The sequence below is a fragment of the Neobacillus endophyticus genome, assembly GCF_013248975.1.
Taxonomy (GTDB): domain Bacteria; phylum Bacillota; class Bacilli; order Bacillales; family Cytobacillaceae; genus Neobacillus; species Neobacillus endophyticus.
In genome coordinates, this window is the sequence record NZ_JABRWH010000001.1 from 2,210,673 (window position 1) to 2,232,950 (window position 22,278).

15 protein-coding genes, 22 tRNA genes and 4 rRNA genes are annotated in these 22,278 nt (G+C 41.5%); 39 read left to right on the forward strand and 2 right to left on the reverse strand.

The features are described 5' to 3' along the window. Positions 1–87 precede the first annotated feature (87 nt). The 23 genes from rrf (HPT25_RS10715) (at position 88) to HPT25_RS10825 (ending at position 2,753) form a co-directional block, all read left to right on the forward strand. A 5S ribosomal RNA gene (gene rrf / locus HPT25_RS10715) occupies positions 88–204 on the forward strand. 51 nt (positions 205–255) lie between these two features. Beyond that, positions 256–330 (forward strand) — tRNA-Glu (locus tag HPT25_RS10720). Between the two features lie 4 nt (positions 331–334). After that, positions 335–410, forward strand: a tRNA-Val gene (locus HPT25_RS10725). Positions 411–570: 160 nt separating this feature from the next. After that, a tRNA-Thr gene (locus tag HPT25_RS10730) sits at positions 571–646 on the forward strand. A gap of 166 nt (positions 647–812) precedes the next feature. After that, positions 813–888 (forward strand) — tRNA-Lys (locus tag HPT25_RS10735). Positions 889–901: 13 nt separating this feature from the next. Further along, positions 902–986 (forward strand) — tRNA-Leu (locus HPT25_RS10740). 9 nt (positions 987–995) lie between these two features. Then, positions 996–1,070, forward strand: a tRNA-Gly gene (locus HPT25_RS10745). Between the two features lie 4 nt (positions 1,071–1,074). Further along, a tRNA-Leu gene (locus tag HPT25_RS10750) sits at positions 1,075–1,163 on the forward strand. 13 nt (positions 1,164–1,176) lie between these two features. Then, positions 1,177–1,253: transfer RNA gene (locus HPT25_RS10755), tRNA-Arg, on the forward strand. A 14-nt stretch (positions 1,254–1,267) separates the two neighbouring features. After that, positions 1,268–1,344: transfer RNA gene (locus tag HPT25_RS10760), tRNA-Pro, on the forward strand. A gap of 15 nt (positions 1,345–1,359) precedes the next feature. After that, a tRNA-Ala gene (locus HPT25_RS10765) sits at positions 1,360–1,435 on the forward strand. An 18-nt stretch (positions 1,436–1,453) separates the two neighbouring features. Further along, positions 1,454–1,527, forward strand: a tRNA-Met gene (locus HPT25_RS10770). A 69-nt stretch (positions 1,528–1,596) separates the two neighbouring features. Continuing rightward, positions 1,597–1,689: transfer RNA gene (locus HPT25_RS10775), tRNA-Ser, on the forward strand. Positions 1,690–1,709: 20 nt separating this feature from the next. After that, positions 1,710–1,783, forward strand: a tRNA-Met gene (locus tag HPT25_RS10780). A gap of 5 nt (positions 1,784–1,788) precedes the next feature. Beyond that, positions 1,789–1,862 (forward strand) — tRNA-Asp (locus HPT25_RS10785). Positions 1,863–1,907: 45 nt separating this feature from the next. Then, positions 1,908–1,980, forward strand: a tRNA-Phe gene (locus HPT25_RS10790). A 14-nt stretch (positions 1,981–1,994) separates the two neighbouring features. Continuing rightward, positions 1,995–2,068, forward strand: a tRNA-Trp gene (locus tag HPT25_RS10795). 14 nt (positions 2,069–2,082) lie between these two features. Next, positions 2,083–2,158, forward strand: a tRNA-His gene (locus HPT25_RS10800). A 10-nt stretch (positions 2,159–2,168) separates the two neighbouring features. After that, positions 2,169–2,243 (forward strand) — tRNA-Gln (locus HPT25_RS10805). Between the two features lie 49 nt (positions 2,244–2,292). After that, a tRNA-Gly gene (locus HPT25_RS10810) sits at positions 2,293–2,366 on the forward strand. A gap of 31 nt (positions 2,367–2,397) precedes the next feature. Further along, positions 2,398–2,471 (forward strand) — tRNA-Ile (locus HPT25_RS10815). 21 nt (positions 2,472–2,492) lie between these two features. Continuing rightward, positions 2,493–2,567, forward strand: a tRNA-Asn gene (locus HPT25_RS10820). A gap of 112 nt (positions 2,568–2,679) precedes the next feature. Next, a tRNA-Arg gene (locus HPT25_RS10825) sits at positions 2,680–2,753 on the forward strand. 149 nt (positions 2,754–2,902) lie between these two features. Here the strand turns inward: HPT25_RS10825 and HPT25_RS10830 are convergent. After that, a complete protein-coding gene (locus tag HPT25_RS10830) occupies positions 2,903–3,085 on the reverse strand; it encodes a hypothetical protein (RefSeq protein WP_173063565.1) in 183 nt (60 codons plus the stop codon). A gap of 436 nt (positions 3,086–3,521) precedes the next feature. Between HPT25_RS10830 and HPT25_RS10835 the strand changes: the two genes are divergently transcribed. From HPT25_RS10835 to HPT25_RS10845, 3 genes are all read left to right on the forward strand, one after another. Further along, positions 3,522–3,881: an MmcQ/YjbR family DNA-binding protein gene (locus HPT25_RS10835; protein WP_173063567.1), complete on the forward strand. Its 360-nt coding sequence runs from the start codon at positions 3,522–3,524 to the stop codon at positions 3,879–3,881. 13 nt (positions 3,882–3,894) lie between these two features. After that, entirely contained in the window at positions 3,895–4,470 is a 576-nt protein-coding gene (locus tag HPT25_RS10840; RefSeq protein WP_246277172.1) for a DinB family protein, read from the forward strand. A gap of 501 nt (positions 4,471–4,971) precedes the next feature. Beyond that, on the forward strand, positions 4,972–6,450 hold the full coding sequence (locus HPT25_RS10845; protein WP_173063572.1) for a multicopper oxidase family protein: 1,479 nt from the start codon (positions 4,972–4,974) through the stop codon (positions 6,448–6,450). A gap of 625 nt (positions 6,451–7,075) precedes the next feature. On the opposite strand, the gene HPT25_RS10850 is transcribed toward HPT25_RS10845, so the two are convergent. After that, complete coding sequence (locus HPT25_RS10850; RefSeq protein WP_173063575.1) at positions 7,076–7,621, reverse strand: hypothetical protein; 546 nt, start codon at positions 7,619–7,621, stop codon at positions 7,076–7,078. A 770-nt stretch (positions 7,622–8,391) separates the two neighbouring features. Between HPT25_RS10850 and HPT25_RS10855 the strand changes: the two genes are divergently transcribed. The 13 genes from HPT25_RS10855 (at position 8,392) to HPT25_RS10910 (ending at position 22,270) form a co-directional block, all read left to right on the forward strand. Further along, on the forward strand, positions 8,392–8,706 hold the full coding sequence (locus tag HPT25_RS10855; protein WP_173063577.1) for a cell division protein FtsK: 315 nt from the start codon (positions 8,392–8,394) through the stop codon (positions 8,704–8,706). Positions 8,707–9,318: 612 nt separating this feature from the next. After that, positions 9,319–10,868 (forward strand): 16S ribosomal RNA (locus HPT25_RS10860). Positions 10,869–11,283: 415 nt separating this feature from the next. Then, positions 11,284–14,218: ribosomal RNA gene (locus HPT25_RS10865) — 23S ribosomal RNA — on the forward strand. 88 nt (positions 14,219–14,306) lie between these two features. Continuing rightward, positions 14,307–14,423 (forward strand): 5S ribosomal RNA (gene rrf, locus HPT25_RS10870). Together the 16S, 23S and 5S rRNA genes form the textbook arrangement of a ribosomal RNA operon. A gap of 219 nt (positions 14,424–14,642) precedes the next feature. Next, positions 14,643–14,888, forward strand: a complete 246-nt coding sequence (locus HPT25_RS28325; protein ID WP_217269688.1) for a hypothetical protein — start codon at positions 14,643–14,645, stop codon at positions 14,886–14,888. A gap of 215 nt (positions 14,889–15,103) precedes the next feature. Next, the gene (locus HPT25_RS10875) at positions 15,104–15,787 is read left to right on the forward strand and encodes a hypothetical protein (RefSeq protein WP_173063580.1); all 684 of its coding nucleotides are present in this window, start codon (positions 15,104–15,106) and stop codon (positions 15,785–15,787) included. Positions 15,788–15,948: 161 nt separating this feature from the next. Next, complete coding sequence (locus HPT25_RS10880) at positions 15,949–17,115, forward strand: sensor histidine kinase (protein ID WP_173063583.1); 1,167 nt, start codon at positions 15,949–15,951, stop codon at positions 17,113–17,115. Further along, positions 17,112–17,798 carry a response regulator transcription factor gene (locus HPT25_RS10885; protein ID WP_173063586.1) on the forward strand — a complete coding sequence of 229 codons (687 nt, stop codon included), beginning with the start codon at positions 17,112–17,114 and terminating at the stop codon, positions 17,796–17,798. The genes HPT25_RS10880 and HPT25_RS10885 overlap by 4 nt, the downstream gene beginning before the upstream one ends. Before the next feature lie 185 nt (positions 17,799–17,983). Then, on the forward strand, positions 17,984–18,544 hold the full coding sequence (locus HPT25_RS10890) for an FMN-binding protein (protein ID WP_173063589.1): 561 nt from the start codon (positions 17,984–17,986) through the stop codon (positions 18,542–18,544). A 4-nt stretch (positions 18,545–18,548) separates the two neighbouring features. Further along, positions 18,549–19,430, forward strand: a complete 882-nt coding sequence (locus tag HPT25_RS10895; protein ID WP_173063592.1) for an FAD:protein FMN transferase — start codon at positions 18,549–18,551, stop codon at positions 19,428–19,430. After that, positions 19,431–20,261, forward strand: a complete 831-nt coding sequence (locus HPT25_RS10900) for an RnfABCDGE type electron transport complex subunit D (protein WP_173063595.1) — start codon at positions 19,431–19,433, stop codon at positions 20,259–20,261. It begins immediately after the preceding gene. A gap of 80 nt (positions 20,262–20,341) precedes the next feature. Further along, positions 20,342–21,013 carry a response regulator transcription factor gene (locus tag HPT25_RS10905; RefSeq protein WP_173063598.1) on the forward strand — a complete coding sequence of 224 codons (672 nt, stop codon included), beginning with the start codon at positions 20,342–20,344 and terminating at the stop codon, positions 21,011–21,013. Positions 21,014–21,022: 9 nt separating this feature from the next. Next, on the forward strand, positions 21,023–22,270 hold the full coding sequence (locus HPT25_RS10910; protein WP_173063601.1) for a sensor histidine kinase: 1,248 nt from the start codon (positions 21,023–21,025) through the stop codon (positions 22,268–22,270). Positions 22,271–22,278: the final 8 nt, after the last annotated feature.

Genomic DNA, 22,278 nt, shown 5'->3' on the forward strand with positions numbered 1-22,278 from the left:
TCATAGTAATATGAATAAAGCGAACTCGTTCTTAAACGTTTCTTCTGTATTATCTAGTTTTGAGGGAATGAAACCTCAATAAAATAGTCTGGCGGTGATGGCGAGAAGGTCACACCCGTTCCCATACCGAACACGGAAGTTAAGCTTCTCAGCGCCGATGGTAGTTGGGGCGAAAGCCCCTGTGAGAGTAGGACGCTGCCAGGCTAAAACCCCTATAAGTCTATAGGGGCTATTATTTTGCCTAATTCTATAGTTGGCCCCTTGGTCAAGCGGTTAAGACACCGCCCTTTCACGGCGGTAACACGGGTTCGAATCCCGTAGGGGTCACCATGTTGGAGGATTAGCTCAGCTGGGAGAGCATCTGCCTTACAAGCAGAGGGTCGGCGGTTCGATCCCGTCATCCTCCACCATTAATTGTGCCGGTTTAGCTCAATTGGTAGAGCACGACCGAATTAGCTTCCTGAATAGTCTACAGCATACCGATCGAGCTGCTTCTTGAGTAAGCAATCTGAGATCGGGATGACGATTAATAGGCAAGCGAGTAAAAAATAATATTTATACGTAATTTTTGCCGGTTTAGCTCAATTGGTAGAGCAACTGACTTGTAATCAGTAGGTTGGGGGTTCAAGTCCTCTAGCCGGCACCATTTATTTTTTTGCTTTTTTAGAGCCATTAGCTCAGTCGGTAGAGCAATGAGCGAAACTTCTATGAATATTCTACGAATTGTACACGCTGAGCCGCTGCTTGCATTAGCATTCTGAGGCGGGGACATCTGACTAAGGAAAATTAGTTGTAGGAAAGCATTTTTATACGAGCCATTAGCTCAGTCGGTAGAGCATCTGACTTTTAATCAGAGGGTCGAAGGTTCGAGTCCTTCATGGCTCACCATCTTAAATAATATGCGGGTGTGGCGGAATTGGCAGACGCACCAGACTTAGGATCTGGCGCCGCAAGGCGTGGGGGTTCGACTCCCTTCACCCGCACCACTTTTATATGCGGAAGTAGTTCAGTGGTAGAACACCACCTTGCCAAGGTGGGGGTCGCGGGTTCGAATCCCGTCTTCCGCTCCAAAATGCCGGGGTGGCGGAACTGGCAGACGCACAGGACTTAAAATCCTGCGGTAGGTGACTACCGTACCGGTTCGATTCCGGTCCTCGGCACCACAAAATGAATTGTGCGCCCGTAGCTCAATTGGATAGAGCGTCTGACTACGGATCAGAAGGTTATGGGTTCGACTCCTTTCGGGCGCGCCATTAGTTTTTCATTACGGGAAATAGCTCAGCTTGGTAGAGCACTTGGTTTGGGACCAAGGGGTCGCAGGTTCGAATCCTGTTTTCCCGACCATGTATTTTACTAAATGGGGCCTTAGCTCAGCTGGGAGAGCGCCTGCTTTGCACGCAGGAGGTCAGCGGTTCGATCCCGCTAGGCTCCACCATAAAACATTTAAATATTTGGCGGTGTAGCTCAGCTGGCTAGAGCGTACGGTTCATACCCGTAAGGTCGGGGGTTCGATCCCCTCCGCCGCTACTATAGATAAAGATCTACTAGTATAAAATGAATTTTCATTGCAAAAAGTAGAACAATATCATATTACTCGGAGGAATACCCAAGTCTGGCTGAAGGGATCGGTCTTGAAAACCGACAGGCGGGTTAAACCGCGCGGGGGTTCGAATCCCTCTTCCTCCGCCATAACACTTCAATATTATTATCGCGGGGTGGAGCAGTCTGGTAGCTCGTCGGGCTCATAACCCGAAGGTCGCAGGTTCAAATCCTGCCTCCGCAATATATGGTCCGGTAGTTCAGTTGGTTAGAATGCCTGCCTGTCACGCAGGAGGTCGCGGGTTCGAGTCCCGTCCGGACCGTTTTTTATCCCAGTAGGATTACTACTGTTGATATAGATTTTGTGTGGCTCAGTAGCTCAGTCGGTAGAGCAAAGGACTGAAAATCCTTGTGTCGGCGGTTCGATTCCGTCCTGAGCCATCTTTTTTTTATGGAGGGGTATAGTTTAAAGGTAGAACGAAGGTCTCCAAAACCTTTGGTGTGGGTTCAATTCCTACTACCCCTGCCATACTTTAAATCATGGCGGTTGTGGCGAAGTGGTTAACGCACCAGATTGTGGCTCTGGCACTCGTGGGTTCGATTCCCATCAATCGCCCCATTTTCATTATTGGGCTATAGCCAAGCGGTAAGGCAACAGACTTTGACTTCGTCATTCGTTGGTTCGAATCCAGCTTGCTCAGCCATTCTATTTAATGGAAGAATAGTCATTAGTTACTATATTTGTAAAATGTTGCAGATGTAGTTTAGTGGTAAAACCACAGCCTTCCAAGCTGTTGTTGTGGGTTCGATTCCCATCACCCGCTCCAACTTGATAGAGTTTAAAAAACATTTTATAATGGGCCTATAGCTCAGCTGGTTAGAGCGCACGCCTGATAAGCGTGAGGTCGATGGTTCAAGTCCATTTAGGCCCATCTTATAAATATTCTCATTGTTCCGCAGTAGCTCAGTGGTAGAGCAATCGGCTGTTAACCGATCGGTCGTAGGTTCGAATCCTACCTGCGGAGCCATTTTATTTTATAGAGAAGTATACAAGTGGCTGAAGAGGTGCCCCTGCTAAGGGTGTAGGTAGGGTAACCGGCGCAAAAGTTCAAATCTCTCTTTCTCCGCCATACATATGTTGCGCCTTTAGCTCAGCTGGACAGAGCATACGCCTTCTAAGCGTACGGTCAGAGGTTCGAATCCTCTAAGGCGCGTAAATGTAAATATCGTAAAATAAGTCCACTCGTTCATTTTGGAGTAGGCTTGTATTGTTTATAGTTCAAAAAAATAGGACACCTTTATCGTAACAAAAGTGTTAATGAACAAAATTAACATAAGCCATTAACATAAATCTTTCCTCGATTTAAGCTACTTGGTGTGTATCAACCTTTTTGAGTTTTGCTTCGCTTGCTGTGATATATGTTTTGAATTCTTTTATTTTTTTAATGTCCTTAAGGGATATGTCACCATTTAATAATTGAGCAGCGATATTTTTAATTTCCGTATTATCCGATTCGTATAAAAGATAAACAACAGATTTTGTCATTTTTATCCTCTATTGAAACAAAATACGTTCAGGTACAATTTTGATTACATTGGAAATGAAACTTGTAAAAAAAAGCTTCTATATTATTGGCTGGATTATACATTATTTTATGACAGGAATGCTTAGCGTAGGATTTATGGGATTATCATGACGGTACCCCTGACTTAGTGGAACCAGGTCATGGTGAGGAACATTGAAACATCCTTTGGGGTGTTTTTTAATTTGCTAAAAGTTCACTATTTCGGTGCTTTACCCCTTTGGATACGTTTTGTCTAAAGGGTTTTTTTATGGTAAAAATGACAAAACATTATTCTGCAGATTATGGAGCAAAAAGGATTTTTAGAAATGATAATAGAAATTAGTACATACGGTTTTAATGAAACTGAAAATAACCTTTGGTTAGTTAATGTTCATTTTATAAAAAGGAGCCCTTTTAATGGAAAAAGAAAAACTACAATCATTTTGTATGACATTACCTGGTACAACACATGATTACCAAGTAGATTGGCAAGCAGATTGTTATCATGTTGGTGGGAAAATGTTTGCAATGTTAGGCGGGGATTCTGAAGGGAAGTCTATTATTACTTTAAAATGCGAACCCAATCGTGCCGAAGAGTTAAGAGAATCCTATAAAAGTATTATCCCTGGCTATTATATGAATAAAACACATTGGAACTCTGTTTATATTGATTCAAATCTTCCCTTTGATTTATTAGAAAATCTAATTTTGCATTCTTATAATTTAGTTTTTGAAAAATTAACTAAAAAAGCCCAAAAACAGATTATTGCAAAGTAGTTATTAGGCCAAATTGAAATACTATGTGCTGATTAAAAGAGGTGTAAAGTTTTTGCTGGAACTAATAAGTAACGTGCTAGAAGACATGGATAAGCAACTCCACCGCATCATTAAGAGTTTGAATCATCTCGATGATGAAAAGATTTGGAAAAGATTGAAGGTATCCACAAACAGTGTCGGGAATCTTTGCCTACATTTAGCAGGAAACGAATATCAAAATTTCGCAAGTGCAATCGGTAATAAACCGTTTGTTAGAAAACGCTCTCAAGGGGAATTTAATACCGAAGGCGGTATTACCAGAGATGAATTGATAAATCTACTTTTGAGGACACGTGCTGAATCAACTTTTATATTATCAAACTTGTCAGAAGTTGATTTAAAAAGGGAAGTGATAATACGATATGATCTTAATGATTGGAACAGGATGTATCGAGTTAACGCCTCAGAAGATGAAACCTATGATGTAAGAGTAATTAGCCGTCTGCTTATTCAGGTCGGAGCACACTATGGTTATCACGCAGGACAAATTGTACTACTCTCAAAATTAATGATAGATATTAATGAAAACATAACTGGCCAGTACCATTGATCGACATAGTCTTTTTTACTTAACTATATTCAATTTACAAAACTATTATTGTGGATTTTGAATTTTTTTTTCAACGGTTAAATTATCTTCACTAAGACCTTCCATAATCGGGCGCTTTTCCAGAACAACAAAAAGGCCAAATTTCTTAATTTTAATATTGAGAAATTTGGCTTTTTATTTTGGAATTTCCTTAACGTTTTAAATCTGTATTTTCCTGACGCTACCCCTTATTGCGGGTGGTGACAGCTTAGCTGGTACTACCCATGCCCTGTAAAATTTGTGCAAGGTTCAGAATCCATCAGCCATCAAAAATGGATATAAATTCGCTTTGCTTTCAAAGGTCTTTACACTTTACACCTTTAAGGTTGTGGCAAAGTAATGAACAATAGAGGTTTCGGTGGGAAATGGTTAAATTTTAATACTTAATTTCATACTTTCTGCACATTTTTTTACTATTTTAAATGTATTAAGCAAATTAAATATTTACAGGAGGGTATTAAAATGAAAGGAAGGATATTCGTAATCCCATTATTTTTGATTATATTATCTGTCTTTTTAGCTGCATGTTCCAATAATCAAAGTGTAGCTAAGGCAAACAATAAAACTAGCAACAAAGGTAATTCCGTCACTATCAACTTAGAAGCTAAAGAAACGAAAATAAAGTATAACAATAAATTAGTCGAAACAGCCATGACATTTAACGGATCAGTTCCTGGTCAGGAAATCCGGGTCAAGGAAGGCCAAAAGGTCACAATCCATTTTAAAAATTCATTGAAAGAAGATACCACACTCCATCTTCATGGATTATCGGATGCTAATAACATGGATGGTGTTCCTGATGTAACCCAAAAACCAATCAAACCAGGACAAACCTTCGACTATACCTTTACAGCACCTAACCCAGGAACCTACTGGTACCACTCTCATACAAACGAAGCTACTCAAATTATGGACGGATTATATGGCGTGTTGATTGTTGAACCAAAAAACGGTGAGAAAGTAGAAATTGACAAAGCCATTACAATCAACGAACGTTCATCTATGAGCTCCATGGATATGAGCAATATAGGTGATATGAGTAATATGGGTAGTATGGACAACATGGGCAATATGAGTAATATGGGTAATATGAATATGGGAAGTACTACAAAGTCTCAAACAAGTGACTCTAGTGAGGCTACTATGATGAGTATGTATGACACTTCGATAATTAACGGAAAAATCTCACCAAGTATTCAACCAATTGTTGTTAAAAAAGGTGACACAGTTAAATTGAGATTTGTAAATACGGGCTTATTTACTGAAAACATTCAGATTCCAGCACATCAATTTAAAGTAATTGCTTATGACGGTGAAAATGTTAATAAACCAACTATTATCAGTAATCAGCTTACTCAAATTGCTCCTGGAGAGCGTTACGATGTGGAATTTAAAGCCAATAACCCTGGGAATTGGGGAATTAGGATCTACTCCCAAGACAATGCAAAATTAAAAGCTGTTATTCCTTTAACCTATAAAGGTTATGAAAATCAAAAGGTGAAAACGGGAGGAATCATAAATAAATTTTTTGATTTTTCTACTTACGGAAAAAGCAGCCAAAAGGTCATTCTAACACCAACAAAAGAATACCAAATGAATTTAGGTACAAATGATGGAGGAATGACGTTTACGATAAATAGCAAAAAAATGCCGAATCCTGAGATCTATAATGTTAAAAAAGGCGACGTTGTAAGATTTACAATTACCAATCAAACAAATGTAGATCATCCAATGCATCTTCATGGACACCATTTTCAGGTGTTATCAAGAAATGGAGTACCATTTATAGGTTCTGAAGTCATGAAAGATTCTATAAATGTTAAGCCTGGTGAAACATATGTCATACAATTCGTTGCGGATAATCCAGGTACTTGGCTATTCCATTGCCATGAACTCCATCATGCAGAAAGTGGTATGGTGAGCGAAATAAAATACAACTAAAATGCTTCAGAGTTAACAGCCTATCAAGTGTCAGGTGCGGTCAAAGTCCTTTTTTAGCAATTGGAAGAACAATAGGGAAATTGACAACTGGGCATGTTCCCTGATTACCTGTGTTTTTAATTGTAATTGTTAGTCTTATTGTATCTTCTGTTGAGGTGCTGTTAGACAAAAAATAAATACAGAACCTTTACCGGTAGACTTAGCTAGGCAATAGTATTGAAGAATTTATGGATTGCAGCAGCAGTCCGTTTTTTCATGGTCGTTAATCTGTTTAATGGAGTTTAGTTGAAAAAGGATTATGGATAAAATGTAATTAAGAATTAAAATATATTGCTGAAAGGTTAATTAACGGGAGATTGAAAAATGGAGTTTATCAATAGCCCTTTAGGAACAATCTCTTTTATAAATTATTGAGATTAATTTTAACTCACTTTTACATTTGAAAATATTGAAACTAGATTGGATGGAAATAATATTACGTTCTCTTCGGGAGTTGGACTATACGAAAAAATAAGGCTTAAACACATAGAAGCCTACTCATTACGAGTAAGCGTATTATTCATTAACTATGAACTTTAATTACTCCGCAGTTAGTTACATTAAAGTATAAAGGAGACTTATAGGATTAAATATAGATATCCAAGTTGTTACCCTTTGTGCCAAACTGGTATTGAAGAAGCTGACTTGATTCCTGATCCAGTTGCAATTCGGATGCATCCATAGGGTTAGTTAAAGCTTGTGACAACGCCATTTGGTCATTTGTAGAATTTAGGTTGGTAGATAGGTTCAGTGTATCATAATTCTCAGAAAGCTCAGTAAGGTTGTCTGTCACGTTTGCCGAACCAAATTCGGACTGCATCAAACTGTTAAGGTCGGTTTCTTGTGCCATTTGAATAGAGTCCCTCGGATTACTTTGAATCTCATCCGTCACCTGTTGCTGAAACGTAGGGGAGGGGTTATTTTGCTGCTGCTGATAATAGTTAAAAACTGATTGTGGAGAGTAGGATTGGGTTAAAAGATTCCAAGTAGAAGATAAGGAATCCATGCTGGTTGGTGGATACTGATCGGTAAACATATTGTTTGTGGAAGGTTCACTTAATGTAGATGTTGAACTGGTTGAATTTGTAAAATAATATGGATTCCATAGGTTGGTTCCGACTAAATTAATCATATTTATCGACTCCTTCTGATCTTTATCATCATTGAACACTTGGCCGTCATTGGGCCATCAAAGCCCGCCCAAAAGATGGACTAAGGTGCTTTTCCTTGAACCACTCGAACCTACAATTGCCAAGAATTCATCTTCCCTGTCAGTAAGGTTGGCCTGCATTAGGGGGGCAACATTGGTTTCACCTTCACTGTAGATCTTTGTTAGATTAATTATCTTTAAAATATCCATGTTGTTTCATCGTTTCGGTTATATAGCTATAACAAAATTTTCTTCTGTTTAGGATAATTGAATATTAGTTATAATATAGTGTTTACATTACATTAAATTAAGGTGAATATTAAACTTACACTTCTGTAAGATAAAAATTTAATGAGAATGATGGAAGAAAGAAGACATTGTCCATGTCCTGCAGCAAATCTTACAGATGATTGAGAAAAATGGTCGGAAATCCAATCGGTATAAGAAGAAAACGGTATTTGATATCCTAGGTGTAGCATACAACTGAGCTCAGAGATCTCGCGAAGTAGCTTAGAATAAAGATTTACAAAAATAAAGTCTCGAAGGCTTATTTGAATATGTCTAATAACCAGTTTAAATACCGGAGATTTATGTGAAAATAATCCATTTTATTACATTTACTTTCCGAATACTGTTATCTTGATGGGCATGTGCTGTATCCCAATATTCAATAGATTATATGTTAAAATATGGATAACTGAAGAAAGAAAAATTTCGAGTAGATACTATAGGCATAAAGGCGAGGAGAAATAATGTTTGGAAAATCAAAAAAGGAAGACAAAATGCACGATGATGATATTACTCCAGAAGAACAAGCATACGTGGATAGTATAAAAGGACAGAATCCTTATGGAATGATTACATTTCTTATGGGGGGATTATGCTATTTTGTTGGATACATTTATGTATTTATTCCGATTATCACAATAATATTTGGCATATTTACCTATAGAACATTTGACAGAGAAAGGGAAGATAATCCTTGGACATTTTATATCGGCATCCTGTTAGCTGTAACTGGTATATATATGTTTATTAGGCACGAAGCTCCCCCATTACCTTTTTAACGAAAACTGGATAGAGAAAAATTTAAGAGTCTCTTTCTTAAGAGATAGGTAAGCCGACAAATATGAATTTTGTGGAAAAATGTATTATGCAAATTGGTAAAGATAGTTCAACAAGCTATAATCGATTTTCAAACTAAACATATATATCTTTATTCCACTAGAGAGCGCAATTCTTGTAGTAAGAATTGCGCTCTTTCCTAAAATTATATTCGTTTGGTGCAGTCACCAAAGGCAACGATGTGAACGATGAACAAATGAATGTTGAGGATTGGAAAAAACTTTTTGTTGCAAGTAAAAACTAAAGGTGTTATATTAGTAAGGTCGCTCCAAAAGAGAAGATAAGCAAACAGGGATTGGAAAAACTTGCTCTTGCTTTTGTGCACATAACATGTTAAGATGTTAAAGTTGCTCTTTAAAAGAGCATGAAAGTCAATCGGAATTTTTAAAAATGATGGTTGATAGAATACAAGGAATGTGATAAAGTAATATTCCTGTCGCTTTTTATGAGTGAAATTGTTCTTTGAAAACTAAACAAACAAAAACGTCAACAAACAATAATTATTCATTTCTAACGAAATGAAGCCAACGTTATTTTTATGAGCTATATCAACTTTCTTGGAGAGTTTGATCCTGGCTCAGGACGAACGCTGGCGGCGTGCCTAATACATGCAAGTCGAGCGAATCTCGAGGAGCTTGCTCCTTGAGGTTAGCGGCGGACGGGTGAGTAACACGTGGGCAACCTCCCTGTAAGATCGGGATAACTTCGGGAAACCGGAGCTAATACCGGATAATCTTCTTCCTTGCATGAGGAAGAACTGAAAGACGGTTTCGGCTGTCACTTACAGATGGGCCCGCGGCGCATTAGCTAGTTGGTGAGGTAACGGCTCACCAAGGCGACGATGCGTAGCCGACCTGAGAGGGTGATCGGCCACACTGGGACTGAGACACGGCCCAGACTCCTACGGGAGGCAGCAGTAGGGAATCTTCCACAATGGACGAAAGTCTGATGGAGCAACGCCGCGTGAGCGATGAAGGCCTTCGGGTCGTAAAGCTCTGTTGTTAGGGAAGAACAAGTACCGGAGTAACTGCCGGTACCTTGACGGTACCTAACCAGAAAGCCACGGCTAACTACGTGCCAGCAGCCGCGGTAATACGTAGGTGGCAAGCGTTGTCCGGAATTATTGGGCGTAAAGCGCGCGCAGGCGGTCCTTTAAGTCTGATGTGAAAGCCCACGGCTCAACCGTGGAGGGTCATTGGAAACTGGGGGACTTGAGTGCAGAAGAGGAAAGCGGAATTCCACGTGTAGCGGTGAAATGCGTAGAGATGTGGAGGAACACCAGTGGCGAAGGCGGCTTTCTGGTCTGTAACTGACGCTGAGGCGCGAAAGCGTGGGGAGCAAACAGGATTAGATACCCTGGTAGTCCACGCCGTAAACGATGAGTGCTAAGTGTTAGAGGGTTTCCGCCCTTTAGTGCTGCAGCTAACGCATTAAGCACTCCGCCTGGGGAGTACGGCCGCAAGGCTGAAACTCAAAGGAATTGACGGGGGCCCGCACAAGCGGTGGAGCATGTGGTTTAATTCGAAGCAACGCGAAGAACCTTACCAGGTCTTGACATCCTCTGACACTCCTAGAGATAGGACGTTCCCCTTCGGGGGACAGAGTGACAGGTGGTGCATGGTTGTCGTCAGCTCGTGTCGTGAGATGTTGGGTTAAGTCCCGCAACGAGCGCAACCCTTGATCTTAGTTGCCAGCATTTAGTTGGGCACTCTAAGGTGACTGCCGGTGACAAACCGGAGGAAGGTGGGGATGACGTCAAATCATCATGCCCCTTATGACCTGGGCTACACACGTGCTACAATGGATGGTACAAAGGGCAGCGAAGCCGCGAGGTGGAGCCAATCCCACAAAACCATTCTCAGTTCGGATTGCAGGCTGCAACTCGCCTGCATGAAGCCGGAATCGCTAGTAATCGCGGATCAGCATGCCGCGGTGAATACGTTCCCGGGCCTTGTACACACCGCCCGTCACACCACGAGAGTTTGTAACACCCGAAGTCGGTGGGGTAACCGCAAGGAGCCAGCCGCCTAAGGTGGGACAGATGATTGGGGTGAAGTCGTAACAAGGTAGCCGTATCGGAAGGTGCGGCTGGATCACCTCCTTTCTAAGGATAAAGCTGGACCTATGAGCCAGACAAAACGGTTTGTGACACGTTCTTTGTTTGTTTAGTTTTGAGAGAACAATCTCTCAAAAAATTGCTCCTGCGCCATAGCATATTCGAAGAGGTAACTCTTCAGCTCGTCGCAAGGCAGCATGAAGCTAAGCTCTGATGTGTAATCAAGATGTGATTGAAGTCAGTAGCCTCGTTCTTTGAAAACTAGATAATCGTATAGAAGAAACCAAGCAAGAACCGAGTAATCGCCATTTTAGTTTTTCTCTCTTATTTTAAGAGTAAATAAAGACAAATCAGCAGCGAGAAGGTCGAGGAAGCGAGGGAGTGAAGACCGGAGCGTGCTAGGGCACGTGAGGATCTGAACGAGCGAAGCTGACTAGAGACACGACGCTGATCATTTGTCGTAGGTTAAGTTAGAAAGGGCGCACGGTGGATGCCTTGGCACTAGGAGCCGATGAAGGACGGGACTAACACCGATATGCTTCGGGGAGCTGTAAGTAAGCTTTGATCCGGAGATTTCCGAATGGGGGAACCCACTGCTCGTAATGGAGCAGTATCTTTACCTGAATACATAGGGTACTGAAGGCAGACCCGGGGAACTGAAACATCTAAGTACCCGGAGGAAGAGAAAGCAAACGCGATTCCCTGAGTAGCGGCGAGCGAAACGGGAACAGCCCAAACCGAAAGGCTTGCCTTTCGGGGTTGTAGGACACTCAACATGGAGTTACAAAGGAACGGGGTAGATGAAGCGGTCTGGAAAGGCCCGTCATAGAAGGTAACAGCCCTGTAGTTGAAACTTCGTTCCCTCCTGAGTGGATCCTGAGTACGGCCGGACACGTGAAATCCGGTCGGAAGCAGGGAGGACCATCTCCCAAGGCTAAATACTCCCTAGTGACCGATAGTGAACCAGTACCGTGAGGGAAAGGTGAAAAGCACCCCGGAAGGGGAGTGAAAGAGATCCTGAAACCGTGTGCCTACAAGTAGTCAGAGCCCGTTTATGGGTGATGGCGTGCCTTTTGTAGAATGAACCGGCGAGTTACGATTACATGCAAGGTTAAGTTGAAGAGACGGAGCCGCAGCGAAAGCGAGTCTGAATAGGGCGTTTTAGTATGTAGTCGTAGACCCGAAACCAGGTGATCTACCCATGTCCAGGGTGAAGTCCAGGTAACACTGGATGGAGGCCCGAACCGACGCACGTTGAAAAGTGCGCGGATGAGGTGTGGGTAGCGGAGAAATTCCAATCGAACTTGGAGATAGCTGGTTCTCTCCGAAATAGCTTTAGGGCTAGCCTCACGTAGTAAGAGTCTTGGAGGTAGAGCACTGTTTGGACTAGGGGCCCTCATCGGGTTACCGAATTCAGACAAACTCCGAATGCCAAAGACTTATCCGTGGGAGTCAGACTGCGAGTGATAAGATCCGTAGTCAAAAGGGAAACAGCCCAGACCACCAGCTAAGGTCCCAAAGTATACGTTAAGTGGAAAAGGATGTGGAGTTGCTTAGACAACCAGGATGTTGGCTTAGAAGCAGCCACCATTTAAAGAGTGCGTAATAGCTCACTGGTCGAGTGACTCTGCGCCGAAAATGTACCGGGGCTAAACGTATCACCGAAGCTGTGGATTGACATCTACGATGTCAGTGGTAGGAGAGCGTTCTAAGGGCTGTGAAGCGGGATCGGAAGGACCCGTGGAGCGCTTAGAAGTGAGAATGCCGGTATGAGTAGCGAAAGATGAGTGAGAATCTCATCCACCGAATGCCTAAGGTTTCCTGAGGAAGGCTCGTCCGCTCAGGGTTAGTCGGGACCTAAGCCGAGGCCGAAAGGCGTAGGCGATGGACAACAGGTTGATATTCCTGTACCACCTCTTTATCGTTTGAGTGATGGGGGGACGCAGGAGGATAGGGTAAGCGCGCTGTTGGATATGCGCGTCTAAGCAGTTAGGCTGAGAAGTAGGAAAATCCGCTTTTCGAACAGGCTGAGCTGTGACAGCGAGGGAAATAGAGTACCGAAGTTCCTGATTCCACACTGCCAAGAAAAGCCTCTAGCGAGATAAAAGGTGCCCGTACCGCAAACCGACACAGGTAGGCGAGGAGAGAATCCTAAGGTGAGCGAGAGAACTCTCGTTAAGGAACTCGGCAAAATGACCCCGTAACTTCGGGAGAAGGGGTGCTTTTTGAGGTGAATAGCCTCGAAGAGCCGCAGTGAATAGGCCCAGGCGACTGTTTAGCAAAAACACAGGTCTCTGCGAAGCCGCAAGGCGAAGTATAGGGGCTGACGCCTGCCCGGTGCTGGAAGGTTAAGAGGAGGGGTTAGCGCAAGCGAAGCTCTGAATCGAAGCCCCAGTAAACGGCGGCCGTAACTATAACGGTCCTAAGGTAGCGAAATTCCTTGTCGGGTAAGTTCCGACCCGCACGAAAGGCGTAACGATCTGGGCACTGTCTCAACGAGAGACTCGGTGAAATTATAGTACCTGTGAAGATGCAGGTTACCCGCGACAGGACGGAAAGACCCCATGGAGCTTTACTGTAGCCTGATATTGAATTTTGGTACAGCTTGTACAGGATAGGTAGGAGCCTGAGAAGCCGGAGCGCCAGCTTCGGTGGAGGCGTCGGTGGGATACTACCCTGGCTGTATTGAAATTCTAACCCACACCCCTGATCGGGGTGGGAGACAGTGTCAGGTGGGCAGTTTGACTGGGGCGGTCGCCTCCTAAAGAGTAACGGAGGCGCCCAAAGGTTCCCTCAGAATGGTTGGAAATCATTCGCAGAGTGTAAAGGCACAAGGGAGCTTGACTGCGAGACCTACAAGTCGAGCAGGGACGAAAGTCGGGCTTAGTGATCCGGTGGTTCCGCATGGAAGGGCCATCGCTCAACGGATAAAAGCTACCCTGGGGATAACAGGCTTATCTCCCCCAAGAGTCCACATCGACGGGGAGGTTTGGCACCTCGATGTCGGCTCATCGCATCCTGGGGCTGTAGTCGGTCCCAAGGGTTGGGCTGTTCGCCCATTAAAGCGGTACGCGAGCTGGGTTCAGAACGTCGTGAGACAGTTCGGTCCCTATCCGTCGCGGGCGCAGGAAATTTGAGAGGAGCTGTCCTTAGTACGAGAGGACCGGGATGGACGCACCGCTGGTGTACCAGTTGTCTTGCCAAAGGCATCGCTGGGTAGCTATGTGCGGACGGGATAAGTGCTGAAAGCATCTAAGCATGAAGCCCCCCTCAAGATGAGATTTCCCATAGCGTCAAGCTAGTAAGATCCCTGAAAGATGATCAGGTTGATAGGTCAGAGGTGGAAGCGTGGTAACATGTGGAGCTGACTGATACTAATCGATCGAGGACTTAACCAAGTCATAGTAATATGAATAAAGCGAACTCGTTCTTAAACGTTTCTTCTGTATTATCTAGTTTTGAGGGAATGAAACCTCAATAAAATAGTCTGGCGGTGATGGCGAGAAGGTCACACCCGTTCCCATACCGAACACGGAAGTTAAGCTTCTCAGCGCCGATGGTAGTTGGGGCGAAAGCCCCTGTGAGAGTAGGACGCTGCCAGGCATAGAAAGAGCACCCTTAGGGGTGTTTTTTTGTTTGCAGAAGTTTACTCCTGTTTTTCGGAATTGTAAAATGAAATGGACGTTAATAATAGGAGTGAAGCTATTCCTCTGATTTAAAATTTTGGTCATTGGCTGAAAGAAAAAGGAAATCTCCTAACACTATTACAGTTAGTAGAGTGGCTTCAAGGGGAAAAATCCGCTATTGACCAATTAACAAAGGATGATATTAAAGGATAATGTCATTTTTAGAACAGCAGCAGAAAAGTGCAGCAAAATTGATAAAACAACAGGTGCAACACGAACATCTGCTAAATTTCAAATGCTTTTGGATGCCAATGTCCAGTTAGAAATTGTATCTTGTGTAGCCGGTATCAAAGATCTTAATTTAACAAGAAGATATTTAAAGAACTCAAATAAACATCGATCATTTGATAAAATTTTATTATTCAACAAAAAAACGCCTTAAGGCGCTTTTTTTGTTGAATTGTAATAGTATTCGGAACTATGGTTATAGTGAAATAGATGATAATTATATAGTCGTTCGGGTCCGTGCCAATAACGATTTTATTTTTCCTTTAAAAGATTTTATACTTTTTTTAAACTTTCTTTCCATTGTTTTTTTGATTGGCTGTTAGAATCCTCCGTGTAAGCAAGAAAAAATGATTGCTGGAGGAAAAAGCCATGAATAAAATTAAAGCGGTATATGATGTAGTGAAAACAATGAAAGACAAAACTTCAAGAGAAGGAATCCTTCAAGTTAAAGTTGAACAAGATGGCCAGCAGGTATGGAATTTTAGCAATGAATTTCAGCATAATGACGATGGAAAGACGAAATGCAAGCTGAAATCTGAATGGAATGTTGATGGAAATGAAGGCAGGCATGAAAGCACAACGGAATTTACTCGAAATGGTCATGAAGGATTTGGTTGTCATCGAGGGTTTAGACATTTCCGGCATCACGAACGTTTTGGGCATGAACATGGAAAGCAACGAGGTTTCAAAAGTAGGGCAGAAGGCTTCTTGTTCTTACTCCGAATGCTGAATGAATTAAAAGTTGAGGAGCAGGGAGAAAAACTTTTATTCTCACTTGATCTTGGTGAGGAAGTAAAACAAATACGCGACAGAATGCAAGGTAAGTTTGAGCAAAATATGATGTTTCAAGGTCCGCCCCACCATCATCACCACCCATTAAAGGGAAAATTAATGAAAGAGATCATGTTAATGGATAAACCGCAGATTCTGATCAACATGGTTGCAAATAAAGACAAAGAAGTGGAAAAGGCTGTCATCACCATTCAGGGAAAATATGAAAAAGATGGCGTCCATGAATTAAAAGCTTCAGCAGAAATAAATTTCACAAATTAAACAGGAAGACAGGAATGGATAAACTGCCGCTGGAATCAGCACGTAAAGAAAGGATGAACGGACATTTAGTTTATCCTTTCTTTTTCCATTTAAAAAAGCTAGTATGTTCATGAGAAACCTCATTTGGAACGATTCCTATTTTTAAAACAAGGAGATCCTTTATGAAACACAAGAGACGTGAGCGGTTATTTCGCCGGCATCGGCATGAGCATCCTCCTGTACCGCCGCTGCATGGTCATCCCTTTGAGCATGAGATCCGTGAAATGCACGCCAGCTTTCGGAAAAATAGAAAAAAATTTCGATATCTAAGAGTGGTCCTTCTTTTTATAAACATTGCCATTATTTATTTGTTATATCGGTACTTTGAATTAAAGATAATTTTTATCCTGCTCCTTGTTTTTACGATTATGAGGGAGGCCGTCAATTTTGTCTTTCATTCGCGATTGGAAAAGCAGTTGTTACGGCCGATTGATACGATGATTAAGGGAGTAGAAGAAATCACAAAAGGTAATTATGATATTGAAATTGTCCATCCGACAAGAAACAAAATTCAGGTGTTGATTGCATCCTTGAATAATATGGCAAGGAAATTGAAAAAAGGGGAAGAAATGCAAAAAGAATATGAAGAAAATCGCAAGCTGTTAATTGCTAATATTTCTCATGATCTTAAAACACCGATTACCTCGATTCAGGGTTATATGGAAGCCATCATGGATGGTGTTGTTCCTAATGATAAACTGGAAACGTACTTTAAAATCATATCCAGTAATACAGAATATATGAACAAGCTCATTGATGACCTGTTTCTGTTTTCAAAAATTGATATGGATAAATTGGAATATCATTTTGCAGAAGTGTTCATTGGTGCCTTTACGGCTGATTTAATGGAAGAGTTTGCTTTTGAATTTGAAGAAAATAACATTAATTTTCAATATACAAACCATTTGCAGGCCGACTGTTTGGTGAGGCTGGATCGGAAAAGGATTCATCAAACTGTTCAAAATATTATTGGAAACGCAAGAAAATATGGAGATGAATGTAATTTAGCTATAACCTGTACGTTAGTTAGAAAGGATCACGTGATTGAACTGCATATCCAAGATAATGGGCCAGGGATATCAAGTGATAAGCTTCCTTATATTTTTAATCGATTTTATCGAATTGAGAAGGAACGGACGAAAAATCTGATGAGCACTGGCCTTGGGCTCGCGATTGCGAAGGAGCTGGTCATTGCACATGGCGGAGATATTAAAGTTCATAGTGTTGTAGGGGAGGGAAGCTGTTTTACCATCATTTTGCCTATTTCAATTAGAGGTGAAAACGAATGAAGCAAATCCTGATCATAGAAGACGATGAAAATATCGCAGAATTAGAGCGTGATTATCTACAGTTAAATGGCTATCAAGTTACGATTATTGCAGATGGATTGCAGGGGATGAATCATGCGGTTTCAGGAAAGTATGATGTCATTATTGTTGATTTAATGCTGCCTAATAAAGATGGCTTCCAAATCTTAAAGGCTGTCCGCAGTAAAATGGAAATCCCGGTGATCATCGTGTCAGCCAAAACAGAAGATATTGATAAGATAAGAGGATTAGGGTATGGGGCAGATGATTATTTGACGAAACCGTTCAGTCCGTCTGAACTTGTAGCAAGGGTCAAATCCCATATTAACCGCTATGAGCGATTAATGGGGAAAAATACGGGGACGGAAATGCTCTCCCATAAAGGCCTTGAAGTCAATACAGCTTCCCATCAAGTATTTGTGAATGGAAAAGAAAAAACCTTCACTGCCAAAGAGTATGAATTATTAGTCTTTCTGATGTCGCATTCAAATATTGTGTTTAGCAAAGATCATCTCTTTATGACGATTTGGAATGAGGATCACTTTGGAGATACGGCTACTGTGTCTGTTCATATCCAAAAAATCCGTAAAAAAATTGAAAAGGACCCGGCCAACCCGCAATATATTGAAACCATATGGGGAGCGGGATACCGGTTTAATGTCTAACTCAAATCATTAATGGAAACAGCAATTTCATGAGCCATCATGGTAATGGTAAGGCAATATGATAATGAAAAAGTCACTGTGAAAATTTTGATAGTGGCTTTTTTTTCCGTTTCTAAGCAAATTCTAAGATTCGTGGGCTAAGCTGTATTTAAATAAAGCTTTAGTACAAGTAGGAGGATTTTTGAATGGGAAAAATGGATAAAAAGTGGATTATTCTCTGTTCAACAGCTGTTGCTGCAGTTTACTCTGCCGGGTATTACACGACGGAATCCCAGGCAGCTAATAATAACAATCAACCAATCCATCAAATCGCAAAAAATGTTCAGGCGAAACAATATACACTAAATGGCTCCAAGGCGAATAGTGATCAAACTAATAATGGACCCCAAGTGAGCTTTGGTGTTACACCGAATGCGAATGATAATAACACTGTATCCAAAGCTGCACCAGTAAACAGCAGTCAAAAAAGCAGCAAATATAAAAATGGAACTTTCACGGGCCAAGGAATGAATCGGCGCGGTATGATGCAAGTCCAAGTAACGATTCAAAACGATAAGATTACCGATGTTCAGATTAGTTCTTGGGGGATGCATTATTCGGAAAGTGATGTTGTTGGGCTGCCTGATGAGGTACTGAAGAATCAAAGCTCACAAGTAACCAATGTTTCAGGAGCTACCTATAGTTCACAAGCATTTGAGGATGCTGTTCAAGATGCCCTTAATCAAGCACAAAATACGGCGGGATAATAAAATGAGAAAAGCAAAAGTTTATATGGATACCATCGTCGATATCCAGACGGTAACTCAAAAATCAACAATAGAAACAGAAGAAAAAATAAATCGTGCCTTCCAGGCTTTTCAAAAAATAGAACAAGCGTGCAGCCGGTTTAGCCATACAAGTGAATGTATGCAGGCTTGCCAAAACATCGGGAAGCCTGTTGAAATTAGTCCATTACTATTTCAGCCGCTGTTTTTTGCACTAGAGATGGCTAGGCTGACGGATGGCTTGTTCGATCCAACTGTAGGGAAGCTGATGGAGGAAAATGGATTTAATCGACATTATTTAACTGGAGAAGTGATGAAAAGCTCATGTACTGAATCCGTAACGTTTCGTGATATTGTGTTAAATCCGGAAACTCGAACCTTACTATTAAAAAAACCTTTGGTCATTGATTTAGGTGCAGTGGCTAAAGGATTCGCTATCGATTTGGCTGCACAAGAACTAAAAGATCTTGATGGGTTTGTCATAAATGCAGGTGGCGATCTGTTTGCAGGGGGACTCAATGAAGACGGGAAGCCATGGCAAATTGGAATCCAGCATCCCTATCAAAACAATCGATTCATTGATACAGTAGAAATTTCGAATGAAGCAATCTGCACTTCAGGAAGCTATGAACGAAAAAATCATGAGAAAGTAGATGTGCATCATTTAGTGAATCCAAAAACAAGACGTTCCCCACAGGAATGGATCAGCTGCAGCATCATTGCCCCATTTGCGATGATGGCCGATGCTCTTTCAACGATTAGCTTTCTACTGGGCTCTGAAAAGTCGAAATCATTCATTGAAGAATTCAATATAAAGGGGATTATGGTTACACCTGAATTACAAATTATTCAAACTGGAGGGATTTAAGTGACAGCAAAAAAATGGCTGAAAACACCAAAAGGCTATGTCACCATCTTAATTCTTGCTTATTTAATCATTGCATCTATTTTTACAAAATCAACATCAGGCATGATGAATGGACTAATTGCTATAGGTGTATCATTAATTGTAGACTTTCTCTTTTGTGGGATCACCCATCGAAAAAGCAGCAAGGATGGAACCATTATTACGGGACTGATTATTGCTCTGATTTTAAGTATTACAACTCCTTGGCCCTTTGTGGCAGGAACGGCGGCCTTAGCCATCCTATCTAAGCATCTCTTGGTATATAAGAAAAAACCGATTTTTAATCCAGCAGCAGTCGGTCTGCTTATATCCATCTTTCTATTTCGATCAGAACAGAGCTGGTGGGGGGCATTTGGAGACCTGCCAGCATGGCTGATGGTCTTATTAATCATAGGCGGTTACATTGTAACGGAACGGATTAATAAATTTCCGCAAGTTTTTTCCTTTTTGGGAACCTTTTTTGTCATACTATTCCTAATGGGGTATTTCCATGTTGGAGATGCAGCGGATGCACTTAGGTCGCCATTTATCAATGCCGCCCTGTTTTTTGGTTTATTTATGCTCACGGATCCGCCGACTTCTCCTGCCAAATATAAGAATCAAGTCATATTTGGTTTTATTACGGCGATTGCAGGAAGCATAGTTTATGCTATTTTTGGGGGATTAACCTATTTATTTATTGGGCTTATGTTCGGAAACCTATATAGTTACTGGAATAAACGTTCCACTTCGAAAACGGCAGAACTGAAACAGCAGCGGATAAAGACGGCACAAAGAGCTTATGGCAAATAGATTTGCAATCTACACCAACTTTTGTGAAAATTTCAATTAAGGAAACAAATACTTTTTTCGAAAAGAGTGGCGAAAAGACCATGCGTGTATTAGTTGTAGAAGATGACGTACCGTTAAGAAGAATCATTTCAACCATCTTGGAGGAAGAACAGTACGAAGTGGAACAGGCGGAAAATGGCGAAGAGGGTTATTTTTTAGCTTCAACGGGGGAGTACGATTTAATCACGCTTGATATTATGCTCCCGAAGATGGATGGGTTTTCTTTGATGAGAAAGTTAAGAAGTGAAGGCTGCCAAACGCCGACATTGTTTCTTACAGCAAAGGATCGGGTCGAGGACCGAGTGAAAGGTCTGGATTTGGGCGCGGATGATTATATTGTGAAGCCATTTGCTACAGAGGAGTTTTTGGCAAGAGTCCGGTCATTGCTGCGCAGGTCAGGAAAAATCGGCCTGGAGGGCAAAATTTCCTATGGTCCGCTTCTTCTAGACACCAATAGGCACGAAGGGTACCTCAATGACCATGTATTAAAATTAACCATAAAAGAATATGAATTGCTTTATTATTTAATTCAAAATAAGGAGCAAATTATCACACGGGATCAGATTTTTGAAAGAGTATGGGGAATTGAATCGGAAACAACCGATGCAATCGTTGATCTTTATATCCATTATTTACGGAAAAAACTGGCGCCTTTTGACTATGACAGGCTAATTCGAACTGTCCGCGGAGTGGGCTATATGTTAAAGGAGTAGACAGAGGCTATGTTTAGAAAAACGAAACTCCGGCTTGTGGCCCTCAATGCACTTGTTTTTTTTATCCTTCAAAATCTTTTTGGAGCGATGATTTATGTGTATACACATTATAGTTTGTACAGCCAAGCTGACCAGACGATCGTAGAAAAGAAAAATCATCTGCTCAGTGAAAGGGATAAGCTTAGCACAGAGCTAAACCCTGAGAAAGAAGAAAACCAACGACTTGTCTATATTCTTTGGAAGAAAGGGCATAAGTTGTACAAGGAGCTTCCTAATAAATCTATTTCCAAATCCGATACAGATCGTTTTGTTCACTTAGTAAACAAGGAAGGGTTACAATCAATAAAGATCGGAGCGGAGTCTTATCATTTCATTAATCTATCTGTCTCCACTCACAAAAATTATGCACCAGTACAAAATATCCAGATTGTATATAATCTAAAGCGTGAAAATGAAATGCTATCGCATTTGTTGATGGTAATCGGATTTGGTTCGTTACTTAGTGTGTTCATCGCCATATTGGCTGGCATCTACCTTGCGAATAAATCATTAATACCCATCAAGCATTCTTGGGAAAAACAGCAACAATTTGTCGCAGATGCTTCGCATGAATTGCGAACTCCGCTCTCCGTTATGAAGCTGAATCTGGAGCATTTATTTCGGCATCCCGATCATAATATTGAACAGGAAAGTGAGACGATCCACCAGGTAATCCAGGAAATTAAATATTTGTCCAAAATGGTCGCCGACTTATTAACTCTAGCCCGTTCTGATTCCAATCAACTGCAGTTCGTCCAGGAGTCTGTCCAATTAGATGAGATTCTTCATCCATTAGCGAAGGACTTTCAGATGCTGGCGATGGTCAAAAATATCCATTTAACGGCTGACATTCAGCCGATTAAGCTGATGGGGGATAAGGAACGGCTAAAACAATTAGTTGTCATCTTATTAGATAATGCCCTTAAATATACAAAGGAAAATGGGGCGATTTCCATAAAGAGCGGAGTTAGAAATTCCCGCGCTTTCATCGAGATTTCCGATACGGGAATTGGCATCTCAAAGGAAGATCTCCCTTATATTTTTGATCGATATTATCGTGGTGATAAATCGAGAACCCGCCATACGGAAGGTTCCGGTTTGGGGCTTTCGATCGCAAAATGGATCATTCACTCCCATTCCGGAAAAATTCGCATTCTGAGCAATGAAGGTGAAGGAACTCAGGTTTTTGTGACATTCCCGTTAAAATCCAAAAAATAATCAATTCC

What these genes read in the sequence shown, in the direction of transcription:
- HPT25_RS28325 (WP_217269688.1), top strand. Translation starts at nt 14,643, where the DNA reads ATGATATTAAAGGATAATGTCATTTTTAGAACAGCAGCAGAAAAGTGC.
- HPT25_RS10830 (WP_173063565.1), bottom strand. Translation starts at nt 3,085, where the DNA reads ATGACAAAATCTGTTGTTTATCTTTTATACGAATCGGATAATACGGAA.
- HPT25_RS10890 (WP_173063589.1), top strand. Translation starts at nt 17,984, where the DNA reads ATGGGAAAAATGGATAAAAAGTGGATTATTCTCTGTTCAACAGCTGTT.
- HPT25_RS10885 (WP_173063586.1), top strand. Translation starts at nt 17,112, where the DNA reads ATGAAGCAAATCCTGATCATAGAAGACGATGAAAATATCGCAGAATTA.
- HPT25_RS10835 (WP_173063567.1), top strand. Translation starts at nt 3,522, where the DNA reads ATGGAAAAAGAAAAACTACAATCATTTTGTATGACATTACCTGGTACA.
- HPT25_RS10875 (WP_173063580.1), top strand. Translation starts at nt 15,104, where the DNA reads ATGAATAAAATTAAAGCGGTATATGATGTAGTGAAAACAATGAAAGAC.
- HPT25_RS10855 (WP_173063577.1), top strand. Translation starts at nt 8,392, where the DNA reads ATGTTTGGAAAATCAAAAAAGGAAGACAAAATGCACGATGATGATATT.
- HPT25_RS10905 (WP_173063598.1), top strand. Translation starts at nt 20,342, where the DNA reads ATGCGTGTATTAGTTGTAGAAGATGACGTACCGTTAAGAAGAATCATT.
- HPT25_RS10895 (WP_173063592.1), top strand. Translation starts at nt 18,549, where the DNA reads ATGAGAAAAGCAAAAGTTTATATGGATACCATCGTCGATATCCAGACG.
- HPT25_RS10880 (WP_173063583.1), top strand. Translation starts at nt 15,949, where the DNA reads ATGAAACACAAGAGACGTGAGCGGTTATTTCGCCGGCATCGGCATGAG.
- HPT25_RS10910 (WP_173063601.1), top strand. Translation starts at nt 21,023, where the DNA reads ATGTTTAGAAAAACGAAACTCCGGCTTGTGGCCCTCAATGCACTTGTT.
- HPT25_RS10850 (WP_173063575.1), bottom strand. Translation starts at nt 7,621, where the DNA reads ATGATTAATTTAGTCGGAACCAACCTATGGAATCCATATTATTTTACA.
- HPT25_RS10845 (WP_173063572.1), top strand. Translation starts at nt 4,972, where the DNA reads ATGAAAGGAAGGATATTCGTAATCCCATTATTTTTGATTATATTATCT.